Source organism: Streptomyces sp. NPDC005863, from assembly GCF_042871345.1.
GTDB lineage: Bacteria > Actinomycetota > Actinomycetes > Streptomycetales > Streptomycetaceae > Streptomyces.
Genome location: NZ_JBIAII010000011.1, coordinates 98575 through 115786 on the forward strand (window position 1 = coordinate 98575; position 17212 = coordinate 115786).

Annotated in this window: 22 protein-coding genes; 20 read left to right on the forward strand and 2 right to left on the reverse strand. The window is 71.1% G+C overall.

Annotation, left to right across the window (positions count from 1 at the left end; genetic code table 11):
* Positions 1-29 precede the first annotated feature (29 nt).
* From ACFYO9_RS31005 to ACFYO9_RS31040, 8 genes are all read left to right on the forward strand, one after another.
* A complete protein-coding gene (locus tag ACFYO9_RS31005; protein ID WP_355817983.1) occupies positions 30-776 on the forward strand; it encodes a metalloregulator ArsR/SmtB family transcription factor in 747 nt (248 codons plus the stop codon).
* Positions 773-2197 carry a Fe-S cluster assembly protein SufB gene (gene sufB / locus ACFYO9_RS31010; RefSeq protein WP_355817986.1) on the forward strand — a complete coding sequence of 475 codons (1425 nt, stop codon included), beginning with the start codon at positions 773-775 and terminating at the stop codon, positions 2195-2197. Before ACFYO9_RS31005 ends, sufB begins: the two co-directional genes overlap by 4 nt.
* Before the next feature lie 62 nt (positions 2198-2259).
* Positions 2260-3480, forward strand: coding sequence for a Fe-S cluster assembly protein SufD (gene sufD / locus ACFYO9_RS31015; protein WP_355817989.1), 1221 nt, complete (start codon positions 2260-2262; stop codon positions 3478-3480).
* Positions 3477-3821, forward strand: a complete 345-nt coding sequence (locus ACFYO9_RS31020; RefSeq protein ID WP_358777643.1) for a bifunctional 3-phenylpropionate/cinnamic acid dioxygenase ferredoxin subunit — start codon at positions 3477-3479, stop codon at positions 3819-3821. The genes sufD and ACFYO9_RS31020 overlap by 4 nt, the downstream gene beginning before the upstream one ends.
* A 7-nt stretch (positions 3822-3828) precedes the next feature.
* Positions 3829-4620 (forward strand): Fe-S cluster assembly ATPase SufC, encoded by a 792-nt coding sequence (sufC, locus tag ACFYO9_RS31025; protein ID WP_355817995.1) that lies wholly within the window; start codon positions 3829-3831, stop codon positions 4618-4620.
* Positions 4617-5873: a cysteine desulfurase gene (locus ACFYO9_RS31030; RefSeq protein WP_355817997.1), complete on the forward strand. Its 1257-nt coding sequence runs from the start codon at positions 4617-4619 to the stop codon at positions 5871-5873. Before sufC ends, ACFYO9_RS31030 begins: the two co-directional genes overlap by 4 nt.
* Before the next feature lie 16 nt (positions 5874-5889).
* Entirely contained in the window at positions 5890-6363 is a 474-nt protein-coding gene (sufU, locus tag ACFYO9_RS31035) for a Fe-S cluster assembly sulfur transfer protein SufU (RefSeq protein WP_355818000.1), read from the forward strand.
* The gene (locus ACFYO9_RS31040; RefSeq protein WP_030358830.1) at positions 6360-6698 is read left to right on the forward strand and encodes a metal-sulfur cluster assembly factor; all 339 of its coding nucleotides are present in this window, start codon (positions 6360-6362) and stop codon (positions 6696-6698) included. The genes sufU and ACFYO9_RS31040 overlap by 4 nt, the downstream gene beginning before the upstream one ends.
* A gap of 97 nt (positions 6699-6795) precedes the next feature.
* Here ACFYO9_RS31040 and ACFYO9_RS31045 read toward each other — a convergent pair whose 3' ends face one another.
* Positions 6796-7899 carry an oxidoreductase gene (locus ACFYO9_RS31045; RefSeq protein WP_358777644.1) on the reverse strand — a complete coding sequence of 368 codons (1104 nt, stop codon included), beginning with the start codon at positions 7897-7899 and terminating at the stop codon, positions 6796-6798.
* A gap of 125 nt (positions 7900-8024) precedes the next feature.
* On the opposite strand from ACFYO9_RS31045, the gene ACFYO9_RS31050 reads away from it, so the two are divergent.
* Both ACFYO9_RS31050 and ACFYO9_RS31055 read left to right on the forward strand, forming a co-directional pair.
* Positions 8025-8345, forward strand: coding sequence for a multidrug efflux SMR transporter (locus tag ACFYO9_RS31050; protein ID WP_355818005.1), 321 nt, complete (start codon positions 8025-8027; stop codon positions 8343-8345).
* On the forward strand, positions 8345-8881 hold the full coding sequence (locus ACFYO9_RS31055; RefSeq protein WP_358777645.1) for a TetR family transcriptional regulator: 537 nt from the start codon (positions 8345-8347) through the stop codon (positions 8879-8881). Before ACFYO9_RS31050 ends, ACFYO9_RS31055 begins: the two co-directional genes overlap by 1 nt.
* Positions 8882-8913: 32 nt before the next feature.
* On the opposite strand, the gene ACFYO9_RS31060 is transcribed toward ACFYO9_RS31055, so the two are convergent.
* Positions 8914-9798, reverse strand: coding sequence for a winged helix-turn-helix transcriptional regulator (locus tag ACFYO9_RS31060; RefSeq protein ID WP_358777646.1), 885 nt, complete (start codon positions 9796-9798; stop codon positions 8914-8916).
* A 63-nt stretch (positions 9799-9861) separates the two neighbouring features.
* Between ACFYO9_RS31060 and ACFYO9_RS31065 the strand changes: the two genes are divergently transcribed.
* From ACFYO9_RS31065 to ACFYO9_RS31110, 10 genes are all read left to right on the forward strand, one after another.
* The gene (locus ACFYO9_RS31065; RefSeq protein ID WP_388666749.1) at positions 9862-11181 is read left to right on the forward strand and encodes an MFS transporter; all 1320 of its coding nucleotides are present in this window, start codon (positions 9862-9864) and stop codon (positions 11179-11181) included.
* A 9-nt stretch (positions 11182-11190) separates the two neighbouring features.
* Entirely contained in the window at positions 11191-12180 is a 990-nt protein-coding gene (gene dapD / locus ACFYO9_RS31070) for a 2,3,4,5-tetrahydropyridine-2,6-dicarboxylate N-succinyltransferase (RefSeq protein WP_358777648.1), read from the forward strand.
* 87 nt (positions 12181-12267) lie between these two features.
* Positions 12268-12903, forward strand: a complete 636-nt coding sequence (locus tag ACFYO9_RS31075) for a hypothetical protein (RefSeq protein ID WP_358777649.1) — start codon at positions 12268-12270, stop codon at positions 12901-12903.
* Between the two features lie 183 nt (positions 12904-13086).
* The gene (locus ACFYO9_RS31080; RefSeq protein WP_358777662.1) at positions 13087-13641 is read left to right on the forward strand and encodes a SigE family RNA polymerase sigma factor; all 555 of its coding nucleotides are present in this window, start codon (positions 13087-13089) and stop codon (positions 13639-13641) included.
* The gene (locus ACFYO9_RS31085; RefSeq protein WP_358777650.1) at positions 13638-14870 is read left to right on the forward strand and encodes a WD40 repeat domain-containing protein; all 1233 of its coding nucleotides are present in this window, start codon (positions 13638-13640) and stop codon (positions 14868-14870) included. The genes ACFYO9_RS31080 and ACFYO9_RS31085 overlap by 4 nt, the downstream gene beginning before the upstream one ends.
* A 93-nt stretch (positions 14871-14963) precedes the next feature.
* The gene (locus tag ACFYO9_RS31090; RefSeq protein ID WP_358777651.1) at positions 14964-15119 is read left to right on the forward strand and encodes a hypothetical protein; all 156 of its coding nucleotides are present in this window, start codon (positions 14964-14966) and stop codon (positions 15117-15119) included.
* On the forward strand, positions 15116-15781 hold the full coding sequence (locus ACFYO9_RS31095; RefSeq protein WP_358777652.1) for a hypothetical protein: 666 nt from the start codon (positions 15116-15118) through the stop codon (positions 15779-15781). The genes ACFYO9_RS31090 and ACFYO9_RS31095 overlap by 4 nt, the downstream gene beginning before the upstream one ends.
* Before the next feature lie 51 nt (positions 15782-15832).
* Complete coding sequence (locus ACFYO9_RS31100) at positions 15833-16270, forward strand: phage holin family protein (protein WP_388666752.1); 438 nt, start codon at positions 15833-15835, stop codon at positions 16268-16270.
* Positions 16267-16902, forward strand: coding sequence for a DUF3618 domain-containing protein (locus ACFYO9_RS31105; protein ID WP_358777653.1), 636 nt, complete (start codon positions 16267-16269; stop codon positions 16900-16902). Before ACFYO9_RS31100 ends, ACFYO9_RS31105 begins: the two co-directional genes overlap by 4 nt.
* Positions 16899-17165 carry a DUF4235 domain-containing protein gene (locus tag ACFYO9_RS31110; RefSeq protein ID WP_355818029.1) on the forward strand — a complete coding sequence of 89 codons (267 nt, stop codon included), beginning with the start codon at positions 16899-16901 and terminating at the stop codon, positions 17163-17165. The genes ACFYO9_RS31105 and ACFYO9_RS31110 overlap by 4 nt, the downstream gene beginning before the upstream one ends.
* Positions 17166-17212 lie beyond the last annotated feature (47 nt).

A 17212-nucleotide genomic window follows, 5' to 3' on the forward strand; every position in this document is an offset into this window, starting at 1 on the left:
GTTCTGAGGAATTACGCAACAATGGCGTTGTGAAAAACGTTGGCGAGGCTCCGCAGGAGGAACTCGCGACCGGTGAGCGTTCGACGCGCAACCGGGTCGCGCGGTCCATCCTGGACCACGGCCCCTCCACCGTCGCCGATCTCGCGAAGCGCCTCGGCCTCACCCAGGCGGCCGTCCGCCGCCACCTCGACGCCCTCGCCCACGAGAACGTCGTGGAACCCCGTGAGCAGCGGGTCTACGGGGCGAGGACCCGGGGCCGACCCGCCAAGGTCTTCGCGCTGACCGACTGTGGGCGCGACGCCTTCGACCAGTCGTACGACAAGCTGGCCGCGGACGCGCTCCGGTGGATCACCGAGCGCCACGGCGAGGGTGCTGTCGACGCCTTCGCCCGGGACCGCATCGCCGCCCAGGCGGAGACGTACAAGAAGGCGATCGACGCCGCACCCGCCGAACAGCGCACCGAGGCTCTGGCCAGGGCATTGACCGCCGACGGGTACGCTGCTACGGCGCGCAGCGCACCGGTCGGTGAGCAGCTCTGCCAGCACCACTGCCCTGTCGCCCATGTCGCCGAGCAGTTCCCGCAGCTGTGCGAGGCGGAGACCGAGATGTTCTCCAGCCTGCTCGGCACACATGTGCAGCGCCTTGCCACGATCGCCCACGGGGACGGCGTCTGTACGACGTTCATCCCGCGCGGCAACAGCGGCAGCGGCGGTAGCAGCACCACACGGACCACCACACCAGCATCAGCAAGCACGGCCGGGAGGAACCCCGCATGACGCTCCCTATCGAGGAGACTGCCCACCCCGAACTCGAGGGTCTGGGCACGTACGAATACGGCTGGGCCGACTCCGACACGGCGGGCGCATCCGCCAGGCGCGGCATCAACGAGGACGTCGTCCGGGACATCTCGGCCAAGAAGTCCGAGCCGGAGTGGATGACCAAGCTCCGCCTCAAGGGCCTGCGCCTCTTCGACAAGAAGCCCATGCCGAGCTGGGGCTCGGACCTCTCGGGCATCGACTTCGACAACATCAAGTACTTCGTGCGCTCCACGGAGAAGCAGGCGGAGTCCTGGGAGGACCTGCCCGAGGACATCAAGAACACGTACGACAAGCTCGGCATCCCCGAGGCGGAGAAGCAGCGCCTCGTCGCCGGTGTCGCGGCCCAGTACGAGTCCGAGGTCGTCTACCACCAGATCCGCGAGGACCTGGAGGAGCAGGGCGTCATCTTCCTCGACACGGACACCGCCCTGAAGGAGCACCCGGAGCTCTTCAAGGAGTACTTCGGCACGGTCATCCCCGTCGGCGACAACAAGTTCGCCTCGCTGAACAGCGCCGTATGGTCCGGTGGCTCGTTCATCTACGTCCCCAAGGGCGTGCACGTCGAGATCCCGCTCCAGGCCTACTTCCGCATCAACACGGAGAACATGGGCCAGTTCGAGCGGACGCTGATCATCGTCGACGAGGACGCCTACGTCCACTACGTCGAGGGCTGCACCGCGCCGATCTACAAGTCGGACTCGCTGCACTCCGCCGTGGTCGAGATCATCGTGAAGAAGGGCGGCCGCTGCCGCTACACGACGATCCAGAACTGGTCGAACAACGTCTACAACCTGGTCACCAAGCGCGCCGTGGCGTACGAGGGCGCGACCATGGAGTGGATCGACGGCAACATCGGTTCCAAGGTCACCATGAAGTACCCGGCCGTCTACCTGATGGGCGAGCACGCCAAGGGCGAGACGCTGTCCATCGCCTTCGCGGGCGAGGGCCAGCACCAGGACGCCGGCTCCAAGATGGTCCACATGGCGCCGAACACGTCCTCCAACATCGTCTCCAAGTCGGTGGCCCGCGGCGGCGGTCGTACGTCGTACCGCGGCCTCGTCGAGATCGGTGAGGGCGCCGCCGGATCGAAGTCGAACGTGCTCTGCGACGCGCTGCTCGTCGACACGATCTCCCGCTCGGACACCTACCCCTACGTCGACGTCCGCGAGGACGACGTCTCCATGGGCCACGAGGCGACCGTCTCCAAGGTCTCCGACGACCAGCTCTTCTACCTGATGAGCCGCGGCATGACGGAGTTCGAGGCGATGGCGATGATCGTGCGCGGCTTCGTCGAGCCGATCGCCAAGGAGCTCCCCATGGAGTACGCCCTGGAGCTGAACCGGCTGATCGAGCTGCAGATGGAGGGTTCGGTCGGTTAATTCCGGCGACCATCCTTCGCAGCGACTGACTTCTTACGCAGAGAGAGAGCACGACGACAGCCATGGCTGAGGCTCAGAACTCCCCCAAGCCCTCGACTTCGCTCGGCCAGGGGGGACCCCCACCGCTGGGGTCGACGACCGCCGGGTCCATCGCGGTGGCCGCCGAGTCCACCGTCGCCACCCGCATGAGCGCTCCCCCGTCCTACGACGTGGACAGCTTCCCGGTCCCGCACGGCCGCGAGGAGGAGTGGCGGTTCACGCCGCTGGAGCGGCTGCGCGGCCTGCACGACGGCACGGCGGTCGCCGACGGCGGCATCCGCGTCGAGGTGAGCGCCCCCGAGGGCGTCACCCAGGAGACCGTCGGCCGGGACGACGCGCGCGTCGGCAAGGCGGGCAAGCCCGTCGACCGCGTCGCCGCGCAGGCCTACTCCTCGTTCGAGAAGGCCTCGGTCATCTCGGTGCCCAAGGAGACGGTGCTGAGTGAGCCGATCCGCATCGCCGTGCACGGCGAGGGCGGCACCGCCTTCGCGCACCAGGTCGTCGAGGTGGGCGCGTTCGCCGAGGCCCTGGTCGTCATCGACCACACCGGTGACGCCGTGCTCGCCGCCAACGTCGACTTCCTCGTCGGCGACGGCGCCAAGCTCACCGTCGTCTCCGTCCAGGACTGGGACGACACGGCGGTGCACGTCGCCCAGCACAACGCGCTGGTCGGCCGCGACGCCACCTTCAAGTCCGTGGTCGTCACCTTCGGCGGTGACGTGGTCCGCCTGCACCCGCGCGTGAACTACGCGGGCACCGGCGGCGAGGCCGAGCTCTTCGGCCTGTACGTCACCGACGCCGGCCAGCACCAGGAGCACCGCCTCCTGGTCGACCACAACACCCCGCACTGCAAGTCCAACGTCGTCTACAAGGGCGCGCTCCAGGGCGACGAGGCCCACGCGGTGTGGATCGGCGACGTCCTCATCGAGGCCGCCGCCGAGGGCACGGACACGTACGAGATGAACCGCAACCTCGTGCTCACCGACGGCGCCCGGGTCGACTCGGTGCCGAACCTCGAGATCGAGACCGGCGAGATCGTCGGCGCGGGCCACGCCTCGGCGACCGGCCGCTTCGACGACGAGCAGCTCTTCTACCTGCAGTCGCGCGGCATCCCGGAGGAGGACGCCCGGCGCCTCGTCGTCCGCGGCTTCTTCGCCGAGCTGGTCCAGCAGATCGGCCTGCCCGACGTCGAGGAGCGCCTCATCGCGAAGATCGAAGAGGAGCTGGAGGCGACCGTCGCATGAGCCTCGACCAAGCCCGGTTCGTCCGGGCCTGCGGACTGACCGAGCTGGAGGAGGACACCCCGAAGCGGGTGGAACTCGACGGCACGCCCGTCTCGGTCGTCCACACCGAGGGCGAGGTGTACGCGATCCACGACATCTGCTCGCACGCGAACGTCTCCCTCTCCGAGGGCGAGGTGGAGGACTGCCAGATCGAGTGCTGGCTGCACGGCTCCAGCTTCGACCTCCGCACCGGTAAGCCGTCCGGCCTCCCCGCGACGCGCCCCGTCCCCGTATACCCCGTAAAGATCGAAGGGGGCGATGTACTCGTTGACGTGCACGCCTCCCCTTCCCAGGAGTCCTGAGGCACCCATGGCAACGCTTGAAATCAAGGACCTGCACGTCACCGTCGAGGCCGACAACTCCACCAAGGAGATCCTCAAGGGCGTCGACCTGACCGTGAAGCAGGGCGAGACCCACGCCATCATGGGCCCGAACGGCTCCGGCAAGTCGACTCTCGCCTACTCCATCGCGGGCCACCCCAAGTACACGATCACGCAGGGCACCGTGACCCTCGACGGCGAGGACGTCCTGGAGATGTCCGTCGACGAGCGTGCCCGCGCCGGCATGTTCCTCGCCATGCAGTACCCGGTCGAGGTCCCCGGCGTCTCGGTCTCCAACTTCCTGCGTACGTCGGCGACGGCGATCCGCGGCGAGGCCCCCAAGCTGCGCACCTGGGTGAAGGAGGTCAAGTCCGCGATGGAGCAGCTCCAGATGGACCCGGCCTTCGCCGAGCGCAACGTCAACGAGGGCTTCTCCGGCGGCGAGAAGAAGCGCCACGAGATCCTCCAGATGGAGCTCCTCAAGCCGCGGATCGCGATCCTCGACGAGACGGACTCCGGCCTGGACGTCGACGCGCTGCGCCAGGTCTCCGACGGCGTCAACCGCGTCCGCGAGACCGGTGAGGTCGGCACCCTGCTGATCACGCACTACACGCGCATCCTGCGCTACATCAAGCCCGACTTCGTGCACGTCTTCGCGAACGGCCGCATCGCCGAGTCCGGCGGCGCCGAGCTCGCCGACAAGCTCGAGGCCGAGGGCTACGAGGCCTACACGAAGGGTGGCCCCGTGAGCGGAGCGAACTCAGAGGAGACTGTCGCGTGACACAGCTGCCGGGCCTCCTCGACACCGAGGCGATCCGCAAGGACTTCCCGATCCTGGATCGCACGATCCACGACGGCAAGAAGCTCGTGTACCTGGACAACGCGGCGACCTCGCAGACGCCGCGCCAGGTCCTCGACGTACTGAACGAGTACTACGAGCAGCACAACGCCAACGTTCACCGCGGCGTGCACGTCCTCGCCGAGGAGGCCACGGCGCTGTACGAAGGCGCCCGTGACAAGGTCGCGGCGTTCATCAACGCGCCCAGCCGCGACGAGGTGATCTTCACCAAGAACGCCTCGGAGTCGCTGAACCTCGTGGCCAACATGCTGGGCTGGGCCGACGAGCCCTACCGCGTGGACCACGAGACCGAGATCGTCATCACGGAGATGGAGCACCACTCCAACATCGTGCCGTGGCAGCTGCTCTCGCAGCGCACCGGCGCGAAGCTGAAGTGGTTCGGTCTCACCGACGACGGCCGGCTCGACCTGTCCAACATCGACGAGGTCATCACCGAGAAGACGAAGATCGTCTCCTTTGTGCTCGTCTCCAACATCCTGGGCACGCACAACCCGGTCGAGGCCATCGTGCGCCGCGCCCAGGAGGTCGGCGCGCTCGTCCTGATCGACGCCTCGCAGGCCGCCCCGCACATGCCGCTGGACGTGCAGGCGCTGCAGGCCGACTTCGTGGCCTTCACGGGCCACAAGATGTGCGGTCCCACGGGCATCGGCGTCCTGTGGGGACGGCAGGAGCTCCTGGAGGACCTCCCGCCCTTCCTCGGCGGCGGCGAGATGATCGAGACCGTGTCGATGAACTCGTCGACGTACGCCCCCGCCCCGCACAAGTTCGAGGCCGGCACCCCGCCGGTCTCCCAGGCCGTGGGCCTGGGCGCGGCCGTGGACTACCTCTCGGCCATCGGCATGGACAAGATCGCGGCGCACGAGCAGGCGATCACCGAGTACGCGGTCAAGCGCCTCCTGGAGGTGCCCGACCTGCGCATCATCGGCCCGACGACGGCCGAGGAGCGCGGTGCCGCGATCTCCTTCACGCTCGGCGACATCCACCCGCACGACGTGGGCCAGGTCCTCGACGAGCAGGGCATAGCGGTCCGCGTGGGTCACCACTGCGCGCGCCCCGTCTGCCTGCGCTACGGAATTCCTGCGACCACGCGAGCGTCGTTCTATCTGTACTCCACGCCCGGCGAGGTCGATGCTCTCGTCGACGGCCTGGAGCACGTACGGAACTTCTTCGGCTGAGGGGCTGACCGGGAACGTGAAGCTGGATTCGATGTACCAGGAAGTCATCCTGGACCACTACAAGCACCCGCACGGGCGTGGTCTGCGCGATGGCGACGCCGAGGTGCACCACGTCAACCCGACGTGCGGCGACGAGATCACGCTGCGGGTGAAGTACGACGGGTCGACGATCGCCGACGTGTCGTACGAGGGCCAGGGCTGCTCCATCAGCCAGGCCAGCGCGTCCGTCCTGAACGACCTGCTTGTCGGCAAGGAGCTCGCGGACGCGCAGAAGATCCAGGAGGTCTTCCTGGAGCTGATGCAGTCCAAGGGCAAGCTGGAGCCGGACGACGCGATGGAGGAGGTCCTGGAGGACGCCGTCGCGTTCGCCGGGGTCTCCAAGTACCCGGCGCGGGTGAAGTGCGCCCTGCTGAGCTGGATGGCCTGGAAGGACGCGACGGCCCAGGCACTGGGCGAGAACGACGGGGCCGCTGAAAGGAAGACGGCATGAGCGAGAACGAGACACTCACGACGAAGCCCGCTTCGGAGGAAGAGGTCCGCGAGGCGCTGTACGACGTCGTCGACCCCGAGCTGGGCATCGACGTCGTCAACCTCGGCCTGATCTACGGCGTGCACATCGACGACGCGAACATCGCGACGATCGACATGACGCTGACGTCGGCGGCCTGCCCGCTGACGGACGTCATCGAGGACCAGGCGAAGTCCGCGACCGAGGGCATCGTGAACGAGCTCCGGATCAACTGGGTCTGGATGCCGCCGTGGGGCCCGGACAAGATCACGGACGACGGCCGCGAGCAGCTGCGGGCGCTGGGGTTCAACGTCTGAGAAGGACGGCGAGGTCGGAGAACGACCGAGCCCGCAGGACCCGCGAAGCCCCCCGGCAATCCCCGGGGGGCTTCGTCGTGCTCACAGCCTCACGGCCTCACTGCCCCGACGCCTCCGCCAATGCGTGGGCCAGGCCCTCCTTGCGGATGCGGCGGTCCAGGTAGAGGAGCGCCGTCACCAGGGGGAGGAAGACCGCGGCGAGGAGTTGGACGAGGAGCGTGCAGAGCAGTCCTGCCAGGGCGTACAGGCCGGACTGGGAGCGGAGCTGGTCCACGAACACCTCGGAGGCCGGGGTGCCCGGGGCGACCGCGGTCGGTTCGGGCGCGCCGAGTTGCAGGGGCAGCTGGAACAGCAGGGACACGACCATCACGATCGCCCCCGCGAGCAGCGAGATGCCGAACGTGCGCCACCAGGCGCCGCGTACGAGGCGTACGGAGCGGCGCAGCGCGGTGAACGGGCCCGCCCCTTCCAGGACGGCCGCCGCGGGGGCGAGGGCGAACAGGACGTACAGCCAGGCCGCCGGCGGGATCGTCACGAGCAGCAGTGGGAACACCAGCATGACGGGGATCAGTGTCTGGGCCAGGATCAGGGCGACGAAGGTGAAGAGGAGCAGGGCGAACGCGCCCACCGGCATCATCAGGACCAGGGCGAGCACCAGCGTCACGGCCGCCACCGCAGGGGTGCGCGACCAGGCTCTGCGGCACATGGCGCGGACGTCGGCCGCCCTGCCGAGCACCGCGTCGTGCAGCGTGGCCGCGCAGGTGGCCTGCACGAACGAGTTGACGGCCAGGGCGCCGAGGGTGGCGAGGACCCACAGGGCCCCGAACGCGAACAGGATCGGTCGGACGTGCTCCCAGGCCGGGGAGTCCCGGGCGCCGAGCGCGTCGACGTCGTCCCGCGTCGCGGCGTACACGACGCCGAACGCGGCGACCATGATGACGGCGAGCACGGCGTAGGCCGCGAGTGCCGGGACGAACAGCGGCTTCGCGTAACGCCGCATGGTGGCGAAGGCGCCGCCGAGGACCTGGTCGACACCGAGCGGAGCCAGGGGTATGACGCCCGGTTTCGGGGGCGGCGGGGGAGGCGGGCCCCAGGGGTAGGGCCGCGGTCCTTGCGGGCAAGGCTGCCGGCCGTGCGGATACGGATGCGGGTTCCGGTCCTGCCGGCCCTGCTGCGGTCCCCACCCTGATGTGTCCGACATCGCTCTTGCGCTCCATGGTCCGTGTCGTACGCCCTGTGGCCCCCCACAGTGATCGCGTCACCCTAACCGGTGCGGGACTCCGTGTTTGCGTACGCCTGTACACAACGATATGTACACTCGTACGCATGGGATACGCACTGCTGGCCGCGGCCATCGCGGCGGAGGTGGCGGGGACCACCGCCATGAAGTACAGCGAGGGGTTCAGCAAGCTGTGGCCCTCCCTGATCACCGTCACCGGCTATCTGCTCGCCTTCACCCTGCTCGCGCAGACCCTCAAGACGCTCTCCGTGGGCACCGCCTATGCCATCTGGGCGGGGATCGGCACCGCCGCCGTCGCCGGGATCGGCATGCTCTTCCTGGGCGAGTCGGCCAGCCCCCTCAAGATCGCGGGCATCGCGCTCGTCATCATCGGGGTCGTCGTGCTCAACCTCGGCGGGGCGCACTGATGGGCCGTCGCTACGATCCCGAGCGCCGTCAGCGGATCATCGACGCGGCGATCCGCGTGGTCGGCACCAAGGGCATCGCCGGGCTCACCCACCGCTCGGTCGCCGCCGAGGCCGACGTGCCGCTCGGCTCCACCACGTACCACTTCAAGACGCTCGACGAGCTGATGGTCGCCGCGCTGCGCCAGAGCAACGAGGGCTTCGCGAAGGTCATGGCGGCGAGCAGCGCCTTCGAGGACCCGGAGGCGGATCTCGCGGGCGCGCTCGCCCGGGTGCTCGGCGAGTGGTTCGCGGGGGAGCGGTCCGGGGTCGAGCTGGAGTACGAGCTCTACCTCGCCGCCCTGCGCAGGCCCGCGCTGCGCCCCGTGGCCGCCGAGTGGTGCCAGGGCCTCGCCGACGTCCTGGTGCGCCGCACCGACCCGGTCACCGCCCGCGCCCTCGTCGCCCTGATGGACGGCATCAGCCTGCAGGTGCTGCTGACGGGCGGCGAGTACGACGAGGAGTACGCCCGCGAGGTGCTCAACCGTCTCCTCGGGTGAGGGACTTGAGGGTTGGGGCGGGTTCGGCGGGCTTATAGGGGCTCAAGGGACTTGACCGCCTCCAGGGCCGCCTCGACGCTCGCCGTGACGTCCGTGACCGGATACTGCACGTCCCGCACCACCCGGTCGCGGTCCACCACCAGCGTCAGCCGCTTCATCCGGCTCACGCCCGCCGCGCGGAACGTCGGCAGGCGCAGGGCCGCCGTGAGCGCCAGGCCGGCGTCCGACAGGAGCGGGAAGCGCAGGCCCTCCTTCTCGGCGAACGCCCGCTGCTCGTCCGGCCGTTGGGACGACACGCCCTGCACCGTGGCGCCCGCCGCGGTGAATTCCGCGAGCCGGTCGCGGTAGGTGCACGACTCCAGCGTGCAGCCCCGCGCGCCGGGGATCCCGGCCCAGCCGGGCGGGTACGCGTCCTGCCGGGCGTACGCGCCGGGGAAGCAGTACAGGACGGTCCACGGCGTGCCGGTCGCCACCGGGTCGCGCAACTCCCCTTCGTGGCCTGCAAGTTGGAGCTCCGGCACGCGCGTGCCGAGCAGTTCGTGCACGCGCCGGGCCTCCAGTGACGCTTCCGCGGCGGTCGCCATCGTCTCTCCCTCTCCCAGTACCCAGGTGTCACCCCAGTCCTGGAGGGCGACCAGGACGGGTAGCAGCGCGCGCCCGCGCGGCGTCAGGCGGTACTCGTGGCGCACCGGGCGGTCCTGGTAGGGGACGCGTGCGAGCACGCCCGCCTCCGTCAGAAGCCGCAGGCGCTCGGTCAACACCTTGCGGGAGACGCCCAGTTCGCGCTGCAGCTCCTCGAAGCGGTGCACACCGCGCGCCGCGTCGCGCACGATCAGCAGGGTCCACCAGTCGCCGACCACGTCCAGGGCCTGCGCGATGGCGCAGTGATCGTCGTCGAGCCGGGTCCGTTGCGCCATGGCCCCCATGCTGACATAGTCCGTTCCCAAAAGGAACTGACTCGACGATCCGTGGGGGCGGCATTGCGTGAGGTACCGAGGACGGTCTGGCTGCTCGCCGCCGGCCAGTTCTGCACCATGGTCGTCACCTTCACCTTCGTCTACTTCTTCGTCTATCTGACGGACGAGGTGGGCCTCTCCGTCGCCCGAGCCGGAGTGATCAGCGGCATCGGCGGGGTCGGCGCGGTCGCGGGCAACTTCACCGGCGGCTGGTTCGGCGACCGGTACGGCCACCGGCGGGTGCTGCTCGCCGGGTTGGTGCTCTCCGGAGTGGGGGTGCTCTCGCTGTCCGTCCTGCCGGTCGCGCTGCTGTACGTCGTACCGGCCCTGAGCCAGTACGCCGGTGGCTGCGCGCGCGCCGCCAACAGTGCCCTCGTCGCCGTCACCGTGCCGCAGGGCGTGCGGCGCCAGGGCTTCGCCGTGATGCGGTTCGCCACCAACGCGGGCTTCACCGTGGGGCCGCCGCTGGGCGCGCTGCTCATCGCGCACGTCTCGTACGGCTGGCTCTTCGCCGTCGACGGACTCGGCACGCTCGCCTTCGCCGCGTACGCCTGGCGGGTGCTGCCCACGCACGGCGCGGTGCGGACGGGTACGGGTATGGGTGCGGGTACGAGTACGGATACGGGTCTGGCCGGCAAGGGTGGTCGGGGTGAGGGAGTCTTCGCCGCCCTGCGCCGGCGCCCCGCCGTCCTCGTCCTCCTCGGCGCCATCCTCCTCACCGACCTCGTCTACCGGCAGCAGTACGCGACGCTCCCCGTCGACCTCGACCGGCACGGCCTGGACACCGGCGTCTACGGCTGGCTCCTGGCCGTCAACGGCGGCGTCATCCTCCTCCTCGAACTCCCCGCCACCCTCGCCCTGCGCGGCCGCGCGCCGCTGCGGATCATCGGGGGCGGGCTGCTGCTCGTGGGCGCGGGGTACGCCGTGCTCGCCACCGGCACCGGGCTCGCCACCGCGGTGGCGATGATGCTGCTGCTCACGGCCGGGGAGATCCTCTACAAGACCCCGGCCACCGCCTACGTCGCCGACCATGCGCCCGCGCACGTGCAGGGCCGCTTCCAGAGTCTGTATTCGGGCGTCTCGGTCAGCGGCGTCGTGCTGTCGGCTCCGCTCGGCGGCGCCCTGTACAGCGCGGCACCGGGACTGCTGTGGCCGGTCTGCGCGGTGCTCGCGGGGGTGGCGGGGTGTGCGGTCCTCGTGGTGGGGCGGGGAGGGGGACGGGTGTCAGGACCTGAGGCGGGGCGGGTGTCGGAGCGGGTGCGTGAGGGGGCGCCGTCCGCGCCCGTGACCTCGGGTGGCCCGGACCCTGAGACCGGTTCGCCCGCGCGCGGCACCTCCGGTTAGGTTTCACCCATGACCGACACGAATGCTTCTCGCACCACCGGCGCCGTCGCCGCAGGCCTCGCCACCGTCGCCGCCGACGGCACCGTTCTCGACACCTGGTTCCCCGCGCCCGAGCTCGCCGCGGAGCCGGGCCCCGCCGGCAGCGAGCGGCTGTCCGCCGAGCGTGCCGTGGAGCTGCTCGGTGCCGGCGCGGCCCAGGCCATCGGCCCGGACGCCCGCCGTGGCGTCGAGATCATCGCCGTACGTACGGTCATCGCGTCCCTCGACGACAAGCCGCTGGACGCCCACGACGTCTATCTGCGTCTGCACCTGCTCAGCCACCGCCTGGTCAAGCCGCACGGCGTGAACCTGGACGGCCAGTTCGCCTTCCTCGCCAACGTCGCCTGGACCTCGCTCGGCCCGGTCGCCGTCGATGACGTCGAGAAGGTCCGGCTCAACGCCCGCGCCGAGGGCCTGCACCTCGCCGTGACGTCCATCGACAAGTTCCCGCGCATGACGGACTACGTCACGCCGAAGGGCGTCCGCATCGCCGACGCCGACCGCGTCCGGCTCGGCGCGCACCTCGCCGAGGGCACCACGGTCATGCACGAGGGCTTCGTGAACTTCAACGCGGGCACGCTCGGCACCTCCATGGTCGAGGGCCGCATCTCCGCCGGCGTGGTCGTCGGCGACGGCTCGGACATCGGCGGCGGCGCGTCCACCATGGGCACGCTCTCCGGCGGCGGCAACGTCCGCATCGTCATCGGCGAGCGCTGCCTGGTCGGCGCCGAGGCGGGCGTCGGCATCGCGCTGGGCGACGAGTGCGTGGTCGAGGCCGGCCTGTACGTCACCGCGGGCACCCGCGTGACCATGCCCGACGGCCAGATCGTCAAGGCCCGCGAGCTCTCCGGCGCCTCCAACATCCTCTTCCGCCGCAACTCGGTCACCGGCACGGTCGAGGCCCGCCCGAACAACGCGGTATGGGGCGGCCTGAACGAGGTCCTGCACAGCCACAACTGATCACGGACCTGCCGGAACCGCGCGGGTGCCGGTAACGTCTGCTCCCCTGGGATCCGCGGGGGTCCCACGGATCCCAGGGGGAACAGCATGAACAGGACGGGTACGCGGGCTCTGGCGCTCGGCGCCGTGGTGGTGCTCGGGCTCGTGGCCGGGGGCGGGCAGAGCGTCGGGCAGGACCGGGTGGACGCTCCCCGGGCCGCCGCGCAGGCCGCCGACCGGGCCGCAGCGGAGGCCGGCGGCAGGGCCGTGGCCGGTGACCACAGCCATCCGCTGGGCAAGAGCGACATCCCCTGGAGCGGCAGCCCCAGCCCCTTCAACGCGCAGGTCAAGCTCGCCGACGGGCGTCGCGTCGCCATGTACTACCTGCGTGACAAGGGGCTCTTCGTGCAGGACTACAGCCCCACCGCCAAGGGCTGGTCCGAGCCGGCCGCGGTCCACCGGACCACCGCCGACGCCTGCCAGGGGATCACGCTCAAGGCCAAGGACGGCACGGTCGCCGCCTTCGGCGACTTCGGTCCGTACTGCGCCGACGGCGAGCCGCCCACCGCTTCGGTCGCCGCGGTGGCCGTCGGCCCGCTGACCACGTGGGACAAGCACGTCACCAAGAACTTCGACGGCTGGGAGAAGATCGTCGTCGCCCCCGGCGGCAAGAAGGTCACCTTCAGCCGCGGCTCCGACACCCTGCTCTGGACCAAGGCCGCGGGCTTCCCCGCCGCGCGCTGAGCGAGCCACACCGGAGCGGCCACCCTCGGGGTGGCCGCTCCTTTCGTTTCGCCGGGCGGTTCGTTTCGCGCGGCGGCGAGATTTCTCCCGCATTTCTTCCGCACCACAGGCATAGCCGCGGGCCCCCGCCCCCGTCCTGCTGAGTGCGGGAGGGCGACAGGCCCCCAGGGAGCGAAGGTGACGATGAATGTCCAGGAGCAGGAGAGTTTCCGGGAGTTCGTGGCGGCCAGGTCGCCCGCGCTGCTGAGGACCGCCGTGCTGCTCAGCGGGGGCGACCGGCACGCGGGCGAGGACCTGCTGCAGAACGCGCTCGTCAGAGCCGCGGGACGGTGGCAGCGGATCGACGAACCCGAGGCGTACGTACGGCGGATCCTGTACCGGCAGCAGGTCAGCAGGTGGCGGCTGAAGTGGCCGCGGCGCGAACTGGCCGTCGCCGAGCCGCCGGAGCGCGCCGCGTCCGGCGACGGCACCTCCGCCGCGGAGCTGCGCATCGTCATGCGCGGGGCGCTCGCCAAGCTCACCGCGCGCCAGCGGACCGTCCTCGTACTGCGGTACTTCGAGGACCTGCCGGAGGCGGAGGTGGCCGCGGTCCTCGGCTGTTCCGTCGGCACCGTACGCAGTACGACGCACCGGTCCCTGGCCCGGCTGCGCGCCCTCGCCCCCGAACTGGCGCGGCTCGACGCCCCGGCCGGCCGCCGAGCTTGTGGCTCCCCCGACTTCTCGCCCGTGGAGGCATGACCGTGAACGTGACAGATCTCGTGCGCGAGTCGCTCCGGGACCAGGCGGCACAAGAGGCTCCGGTGCCGGGCGACTTCGCGGACCGGGTGCTGGCCGCCCGGCGACGGCGCAGGGCCAGGACGGTCGCGGGCACCTCGCTCGCCGCGGTGACGGCCGCCGTCGTGGCGGTGGCGGTCCCGGCCATCGACACGGACTCCGCGGAACGGGGCCCTCGCCCGGCCAGTGAGCTGCAGAGCGACGACGTGGTCGCGCACCCCGGCCAGACGCCGCCGCGGGACCTGATCGCCGCAGGCGACACGGCGCTCGCCGCGTACGACACGAGCAAACAGGTCGCGCAGCGCGACGGCGACGCCGTCATCACCCGCACCTACCGGCTGCTGGACCAGAAGACCGGCACGTACCGCGAGGACCCCCGCTGGTCGTGGCTGGACGTCGCCCCCGGCATGCGGACGGCCGCCGTGCTGGAGCGCGGCCTGCCCGCGCGGCGGATCGGGCTGCTGGACATGGTCACGGGCAAGGTGGACCGCTGGATCCCGGTGGAGCACGAGGTCGGAGGTGTCTCCTTCTCGCCCGACGGCAGGAGGATCGTCGCCACCACCTACGCGAAGGATCCGGACCGGCTCGACAAGGACCGGCCGATGAGCGACGGCAAGACCGAGCGGCCGGGGCCCGCCGATCCGAGCCGGACCGGCTTCTACGTCCTCGACGTGGCATCGGGGGACGGGGAGTGGAGCGCGGTGAAGACCAAGAGCGGCGGATTCGGCTTCTCGGACATCAACACCAGGCAGGACTTCGACTTCAGTCAGGACGGCTCGCTGGTCTACTCGGGTCTCATCCGCGCGCCGGGCCACCAGTACTACGACTTCGCGGGGCACAAGAAGAGCGCGCCCGCACGGGAGAAGTACCTGCCGTGGGCCGTCGAGGCCCGGCTCTCGCCGAACGGGAAGCTCGCCGCCGGTGACTTCGCGGGCGGCATGAAGACCACCGCCACCGAACTCCTCGACCCGCTGACCGGCAAGCGCGTCGCCAAGCTGCCCGGTCAGCAACTGCTCGCCTGGGCCGACGACAAGCGGCTGATCGCCTGGGACATCGCGCCCGGTACGAGCGAGTACCGGCAGCGGCTGGTCCTCATCACCGTCGGGAGCAAGAAGACCGTGCCGCTCAGCGGATTCACGGGAGGAAAGAGCGGCTCCGCCGACCGGTGGACGCCCGTCTTCGCCCGCCGCTGACGCGGACGTGTCCCGGGGCGGGACCGACGCACTGGTGCCAACTCGCCCCCGTCTGAGGCACCATGGCGGAAGAGTCGGCCCCCAGGAGGCGTCATGAAGCTCGGCAAGGCACTCTCCACCGGCATCGCCGAGGAACGGCCCGCGGCCCTCCAGGAGGAGCCGGTACCGGAGAAGGAGGCGCCGGCGGTCGCCTCCGGGCCGGAGCGTCCCGCGCAGGACCGGCCGGCCGAGGTCGCGGCCGCCCGATGAGGCTGCGGCTCCCCGAGGAACGCCCGACGGAGCCGCCCACCGGTTACAAGATCGCCCGCCCGGTGCTGTCCCACGACGGCACTCGGACGGGCTTCACCGGCGTCTCCCTCGGCGGGGCGCTGCCGTACGGCGTGCTCGACGAGGCCCGCTGCGTCTACGGCAGACGCCACCGCGCCCCGCACCGCCGCTGCGACTGCGGCTTCCACTGCGTGCACGACCGCGCCACGGCCGAGGCCCTGCTGTGCACGGCCGAACACCGTGGAGCGGCGCTCCTGGAGGTGACGGTGCTCGGCGCGTACATCCGTTTCGAGCGCGGGTTCCGGTACGCGCGGCAGCGGGTGCGTACGGCGACGCTGCCAGCCTGCGCGTGCGGCGCGGCGGCCCCGCTGCTCGCCGACGCGGGGTGGGGCAGGCCGGGGTGGCGGGTGGTCGAGGCCGTGTGCGGGCGGTGCCGGGGCGGGCGGCGGGTGCTGGCCGTCGCGGAGTTCGGCCGGCTCGCGGGGGAGGGGCTGCGGGTCGTCGCGGCCGCCCCGTCCCCGTACATCGGTGAGGGGGCGGGGCTCGGCATGCCCGAACTGATGGCCGAGGCGGCGCTGCTCCAGGCCAGGGTCGACTGGTTCCAGGAGGAACTGGCGCGGTTCACCGGCGATCAGCGGGGATAGCACCGCCACGCCCGGGTACTCGGGCCTCCCGACCGGAAGGGAGGCGACACTGTGACCGGGACCATGGGCGAGCAGCCGACGCGCGGGCAGCCGACGAGCGAGCACGCGCAGCACTCGGTGGGAGAGCTCGTCGAGCAGGCCACCGCGCAGCTTTCGGAACTCGTACGCCAGGAAATGCGGCTCGCCGCCCAGGAGATGGCGGCGAAGGGCAAACGCGCGGGACGCGGCGGTGGGCTCATCGGAGCGGCCGGCGCGGTCTCGTACGTCGGGCTCATGGCGCTGTCGGCGACGGCGGCTGCGGCTCTCTCCCTGGCGCTGCCCGTATGGGCCGCCATCCTGATCGTCACCGGCGTGCTCTTCGTCGTCGCCGGGGTGCTCGGCGCGATGGGGCGCGGCCAACTGGCCCGCGCCGTACCGCCCGTGCCGCAGGAGGCGATGGACAGCGTCAAGGCGGATGTCGAGGAGATCAAGGAAAGGGCCCACCGATGACGAACGCTCCGAAGGACCCGAAGAACGCGGGTGCGAAGGGGCCGGACGAGCTGCGCCGGCAGATCGAGGACACCCGCGGCCGCCTCGGCGAGACCGTCGAGGAACTGGCGGCGAAGGCGGATGTGAAGGCCCGCGCCCGGAACCGGGCGGCGGCGGTGAAGGACCAAGTACAAGGGACGGCGGCACAGGTGAAGGACAAGGTGACGGAACAGGCGGCGCGCGCCAAGGACAAGGCCACCGGCGAGGCCGGGCACGCCAAGAGTGCGACGGCCGAGGGTGCCGCACGCGCCAAGGGCAAGGCGGTCGAGAGCGCGGCCCTCGCGAAGGGCAAGGCGGTCGAAGGCGCGGCCCTCGCCAAGGGCAAGGCCATCGAGGGCGCCGGGCGCGCCAAGGGCGCCGTGCTCGACGGCAAGGCGCGCGCGGAACAGCACCCGGCCGTGGTCCAGGCCGAGGCGAAGGTGGCCGAGGCCGCCCGCCGGGTGCAGGAGGGTACGCCGGAGCCCGTACGGGCCGCCGCGAGCGGCGTCGTGCGGACCGGCGGCCGGCACCCGGGGAAGCTCGCCGCGGCGGGCGCGGGCGTCCTGCTCGCCGTCGCGATGCTGCGCCGCCGCAAGCGGGCGGGCCGCCGATGAGCGGGTCCAAGGTGCTCTACAAGCCGCTCGGCATGGCCTTCGGCATGCTGGGCGGCCTGGCGGCGAGCGCGGTCTTCAACCGCACCTGGAAGGCGGTGGCGGGCGAGGACGACGCGCCGGACGCGCACGACGAGGACCGCGGCTGGGGCGAGATCCTGGCCGCGGCGGCGCTGCAGGGAGCGATCTTCGCCGTGGTCAGGGCCGCGGTGGACCGCGGCGGCGCGATCGGCGTGCGACGTGTGACGGGCCGCTGGCCGGGCTGACCTCCGGGGTCGTCCGCCGGGCCTCGCGCCGGGGCCGTCTGGCATGA